This window comes from Bradyrhizobium sp. SUTN9-2, from assembly GCF_003122645.1.
Classification (GTDB): Bacteria; Pseudomonadota; Alphaproteobacteria; order Rhizobiales; family Xanthobacteraceae; genus Bradyrhizobium; species Bradyrhizobium yuanmingense.
Genome location: NZ_LAXE01000002.1, coordinates 15,730 through 20,992, shown reverse-complemented (window position 1 = coordinate 20,992; position 5,263 = coordinate 15,730). Strand labels below are relative to the sequence as shown.

Genomic DNA, 5,263 nt, shown 5'->3' with positions numbered 1-5,263 from the left:
GGCTGGTACGCCGCGACGCTCATTGGAACGAGGGCCCGAAATCACCATCGGCCCCTTTGGCCAGTGCCCACGGCAGTAACCAGCATTATTGAGGATTGGATTGAGGGCGTCATCATCTTAACCGACAACGATGAGAACCTGGAGGAGATTGCCGCGCTTCACTAGGGCAACGGGCCGACCTGTATGGCGCAACCTGACTGAAATCCCGCGGTGATAGTGGAGCGGGCGCCACTACGTCTTGGCTGACGCGCGGAATTTTTCAGCATTCTCCGCGGCCACAGCTAAGGATCGAGATAACTCACGTGCCTGCCCCGCCGTCACCTGGAGGTGAACGCCGACGACGCTCGCGATGGCAATGGAGATTTCATCATCTATCTGCTCAACTATGATGGCAGCCGACTTGTCGATCTCGATCTCGGCAATACGTCCAATGATAACATCCTGTTCATTCGCCATCACGACACGGCCTCCATTTGTGGTCGGTTCGGCTGGAGGTGCAGCGGCGGGACCCTATCCGTAGAATCGAATCAAAAGGCGGATAGCAAAGAACGCCCCCGCAGCTACCACTGCCGTCATGGCTATCGCGAAAGCTATTCTAGCGGCTTGGATGGTGATCTCTTGGCGTTAATTCGAGGGGGCGATCTTGGTGGGCAGATTCACATGCTTCCGCCCCTTACGAGTGACGGTCGCGATGAGGCATTATCGCCAAAGGCGAACTGCGACGCACCTACCAAGATGGTGGGGTATTATGAAGATTTAACGGCCTTGCTGTGGCAATACCATCCGCTCAATCCTGCCTTTTGACATACTGAAGGAACACACCGGGAGGACAATTTGCCTTACACAATCGTCTTTACACAACACCTCCACCCCAGCCACTGACAGTCCTTTCTGCGGCGAGCGGCCACAGGCCTACCGTGGTATTTTGCACCATTGCCGCCATCTCCACCGTTGAGGCCAGCAGTGCCATTCAAGGCCCGGAAAGCTACGGGTCCAACCGCGAAATCGCGATCGGCCACAAACGGTAGTCGTCCGGAATTCCCTCAACCTGAGGATCGCTCTAGAATTTATCGCGATGGTTATTGGGTTTCGGAATAATGTGGGAAGCGCCAACAAGAATAACGGAGAATGAGGGATATGAGCCTGGAGCGCCAGTACCGAGAGCTAAAGGATTTGCAAGAAAAGGTCCGTCAACGCGAAGGGAAGAATTGGTCCCGGCGGTCCCTCGAAAGGCAGTCGGTGTGGCGAGAGGTTCTTCTCTCAATTCCGGGACACATCACCTCCGAGCCATGCCTGGTGCGTGATCTATCCAGTAGAGGCGCTGGCATTCAGCTTAACGGACTCACGCTTCTGCCGACGGAGTTTTCGCTTTCTTTCGATGGGTTTCGCACCACCTCTCCTTGTCGCCTCATGTGGCGACAGGGAGACTTTATCGGGGTGGCGTTCCAAAACACGGACCGTTATTCAGCCCTCGTGAAGCCAAATACGAAGCCTGTTTTGCGGTAGTAGCGCCTTGCGTCAGCTTCCCGCACCGAGAAAATGAGTAGTTGCTAAATCGCGCAAATTGAGATGAATATGCCCACTGGCTGGAGGCAAAGCCCCAGAGGCCGGCTATGCCAAGGACCATTCGTGAACAGCTCGAAGAAGTGGAGCGAGATATCACGCTTTACAATGAATTCGCAGAGGCTGAGAAAGCTCGCTTCAAACTTGAGTGTTTCCTTTGGACCGCGGAAGAACGCATCGAATGGCAGGAGACGCAGCGTTCGATTGCCGAGTACCTCAGGGAGCTCCACGACAAGCGCATCTTGCTTGATGAGCTTGAAGAATGACCTAGTGCTTCGCCGCCGTAGGCATACGATGAAGGCGCCAGATTGGCACATGCACGTGAGAGTCGGGCTTGCCAAAATACCTCCCGGCCCGGGGCGAGCGTACGCACGTCTTCCGCTAGGGGAACGAACACTGGTGCTACACAACACGGACAAAAGACACTCACGTCGTCTTATGGGTCTTTCTGAAACACGCCTTGGCGACTGCTGGCGCAAATTGCGCTAATTAAGGCCGCATTCGCCCGATGAGCCACAGCTCGACTGCGGCTTTGTGCGTCCATTTCCGCGCCAATTTTCCTCGCGTCTTCTGGCCGATTTCTAGCTGGTTCGCAGCGCAGTCAAAGGCCGAAAGGGAAAGCGCGAGATATGCGCAAGGTGCGCAGTCCCGCGATCCCGGGCCGCCTCGGCTTTCCCAAAGTACCTTTGCAACCGATTGCCCTCGGCGGCCTCGCGCGGGTCAATCGACCCACGTCGCGCGCCATCCCTTGCGCTCGGCATCAGAGACCACGCGCTGCCGATCCCAGCCGAGCATGTAGCTGAGGATGGGGTGTGTTCGGATCACGCGGCTTGTCGGTCCTAGGACTACAGCAGCGTGGAAGTGCGGCGCATCGATCACGATCATCGGCCGTGCCCTTGTCGGCGCAGGTCTCGTCTAATCCGGCCAGCTCGATCTTGAGCGCTTGGTCCCGGTAGCCGAACGTACTGCACCGGCTGCGCTGGCTGTCGGCATTGAGACCATTGTCAGCAACTTGACGCCGGACGCCGCGACGAAGTGCCTGCAGAGCCCGCGAATTCACTTCGGCACGCGACTTGCTCTCTTTGCCGCATCATCACCAATCGCAGTGCGATGGTCTTCGGGACGGACTCGGCGCGCGTCGGTGTTAGCGTCTGGTCCGCCCCGACGGTTTTGCTGCGCGATAACTTAAGGGCGCTCGGTCGTGGACCGAGAAAATACAGGGACGTGTTGGATGCGATCTGGAGTTCTTCTTTTGGGAGCCACGACAATTGCGCTCGTCGCAACCGATGCAACGAATGCGGCAGACCTCGAGCCAGGAGTGAAACTGCCACCGGCGGCTATATTGGCGGGCACGTCGGCGGCGGCTACGGCCGCACCTCCTTCAGCAATCCCTACGGTCCGTCGATCTATGGCGATGTCGTCGATACCCCAGTGTTCCTCGCCGGTGGCCAGATCGGCTACAATTGGCAGAAGAACGGTTGGGTATTTGGTGTCGAACTGGATGCCAGCGGTGCTGTCTCCGACGGGACAAATACCTGCCTCGCCGCCTCCGGCTTTATTGTGAGCGCAAACTGCAAGGCAGGTCCCAACGTCTTTGCCACCGGGACCGGTCGCGTCGGTTACGCGTTTGGCGCGCTGGGCCACACGCCGGCCTATCTCAAGGGAGGCGTCGCTTGGCAAAACAACCGGGGCGACGTCGTCAACAACTTCGAAGGCGGGTCGCCACAGGAGAAAGCCCACTTCGACTATGGTCGCCTTGGCGCCACCATCGGGCTGGGCGTCGAGCAAGCGCTTACGCCTGCATGGTCGGTGAATGACTATCTGCATTTCGGCGGACCGAGTGTCGCGACTCCTCCGACGGAGCAGAACCCGCCGTTCGCAATTCTTCCGGCGAACACAACGGGCCTCTCCAGCAACTATCACATCGGAAAGATCGGCTTGAACTACCATTTTGGCTCCGACCCATGGACGGCGCAATGGTCGGATGCGCCGCTGTACGCGAAAGCACCCGCCGGTGCGCCGATCCGGTGTAGCCGGTGTAGGCCACAGGCTGGTTGGTTCATTCCCGTGCCAGCGCTGAGCAGCTTGGGGTTTTCTTTGTGGAACCTGACGAGCTCGATCAGGTTTTCGATGCCAAAGTCGCAGAACGCCTGAACACCATCTTCGCCGACGCCATAGACCCACTGGTCGCTCTCTACACGGCTTTTGCGACATGCCGATTCAGACTCTCCGCGAAATATAGCCATCGGAGCACCTACCGGGAATCTGGCAGACTGAACAAACCGCCTCCAGCATTGGTCACGTCAAATGTCGTCCTTAAGTCAGGTCCTTGCGATCAGGGCTACCAAAAGTGGCAGGTGTCCCATATTGGAGATCGTGTTACCCTCTGAAGGTTGATTGAGCTGAGCCGCGAAACCAATCACAACGTTACAGTTCAGAGAGGAGACGTTCAATGGCATCGAGCGTAGCTGAAGACGAGAAACGCCGTACACAGCAAGCGCCGCAAGTGACCCAGGCATCGGCTGCTGGGCCAGGTGGCGCCGCCGAGCACACTAAGCAGTCGACGGCAGCCACGCGCGCTTCATTCGTGTTTGCAGATTGGCAGAAGTCGATCGAAGCAACGACAAACTTCTTCGCGGCGGCTTTGAAAGACGGTTTGAGATTGACTGCTTCCTCTTTGCACGATCACGCCAATTTTCTAAAAGTCGTTGCTGAGGTCAAAACGCCCTCCGAGTTGCTGAAAAGCTATCTGGACTTGGCAGAGCGATCTTGGTCGAGATCGTTCAGTGAAGGCTCGAAGTTGTTGGATAATCTCAAGATACAACAACATCAGCGTTGAGCAGTCGAATCGTGTAGATCATATAAGCGACGACGAGCTTGGGGCCGTCGCCTAGTACTTTCCCAAGATCGTCTGATCGGCCAGTTCTGATGGCAATGCGCCTTCGGTAAAGCAAAGCATTTTCGAGCGGCCGGTGGTCAGCTCATTGTCGCCGTTTGCTGAAAACGGACGCGGGTGTAAGAGCAGGAAGGCCGTCCAGGCATTGGTGCCCGCAATTTGTATTATAAGGCCACGATCGGAGCAGCGACAGCATTGCTTATGTGCCGGTCCGCACCGTGGCTGCAGGCGCACCTTGAAAGAACTCGGAAGCCGCGAGCCAAAGGCCGCTGGCGGCGTGGGTTCCTTGGCATTAGCGCCTCGATTTCTGTCCTGGGCCAGCCATTAGGGATACGCTGAAGCGTTGTGGTGATCATGCGAATGATCGACGTTGTTCATATTCGCAGTCTGCAGCAGTGATGATCACCGCTTTTCATCCGCGAGCTCGCTGATTATGCCGCAAGCCGGATTATGCCGCATGAGCAGTCTTCTTCGCTTCGAGGCTGGCACCCGTTGGTCGCCACGTCGCTGCGCGGGGACCAGGTCGCCGCTGGCATGGCACTGACCAAGCGGCTAGTTCCGAACGACGCAACGCACGTGCCCGCGGCTGCTCGGCAGCTGTGGAGGGGCACCAGCGCAGCATAGCTGGCATAGGAGAGCCAACGGGTTCTTTCATAGCCGTCGGCGTAGACGGCGTTGATGGTCTCGGGCGTTAGATGGCGATGAAAGGCGGACGTTCTCCGTCGAGTCGCCACCGAGAAGTCGCCCCGCGGCGGGCGCACGCGGCAGCCTTCTCCCTTGCGTGTTTCATGCAGTGCGTTAGGA

General features: G+C 57.7%; 6 protein-coding genes. 4 read left to right on the top strand and 2 right to left on the bottom strand.

Annotated elements, in window-relative coordinates; genetic code table 11:
• Positions 1-231 precede the first annotated feature (231 nt).
• Positions 232-456, bottom strand: coding sequence for a hypothetical protein (locus tag XF30_RS37545; RefSeq protein WP_109146016.1), 225 nt, complete (start codon positions 454-456; stop codon positions 232-234).
• 672 nt (positions 457-1,128) lie between these two features.
• Here XF30_RS37545 and XF30_RS40255 point away from each other — a divergent pair.
• Positions 1,129-1,506 carry a PilZ domain-containing protein gene (locus XF30_RS40255; protein WP_502696176.1) on the top strand — a complete coding sequence of 126 codons (378 nt, stop codon included), beginning with the start codon at positions 1,129-1,131 and terminating at the stop codon, positions 1,504-1,506.
• A 107-nt stretch (positions 1,507-1,613) separates the two neighbouring features.
• Complete coding sequence (locus XF30_RS37540; RefSeq protein WP_036046582.1) at positions 1,614-1,829, top strand: hypothetical protein; 216 nt, start codon at positions 1,614-1,616, stop codon at positions 1,827-1,829.
• 454 nt (positions 1,830-2,283) lie between these two features.
• Here XF30_RS37540 and XF30_RS38365 read toward each other — a convergent pair whose 3' ends face one another.
• Complete coding sequence (locus tag XF30_RS38365; protein WP_157785314.1) at positions 2,284-2,448, bottom strand: hypothetical protein; 165 nt, start codon at positions 2,446-2,448, stop codon at positions 2,284-2,286.
• 339 nt (positions 2,449-2,787) lie between these two features.
• On the opposite strand from XF30_RS38365, the gene XF30_RS40250 reads away from it, so the two are divergent.
• Together XF30_RS40250 and XF30_RS37525 are read left to right on the top strand one after the other, a co-directional pair.
• Positions 2,788-3,717 carry an outer membrane protein gene (locus XF30_RS40250; RefSeq protein WP_502696175.1) on the top strand — a complete coding sequence of 310 codons (930 nt, stop codon included), beginning with the start codon at positions 2,788-2,790 and terminating at the stop codon, positions 3,715-3,717.
• Between the two features lie 298 nt (positions 3,718-4,015).
• Positions 4,016-4,402: a hypothetical protein gene (locus XF30_RS37525; protein ID WP_036046585.1), complete on the top strand. Its 387-nt coding sequence runs from the start codon at positions 4,016-4,018 to the stop codon at positions 4,400-4,402.
• Positions 4,403-5,263 lie beyond the last annotated feature (861 nt).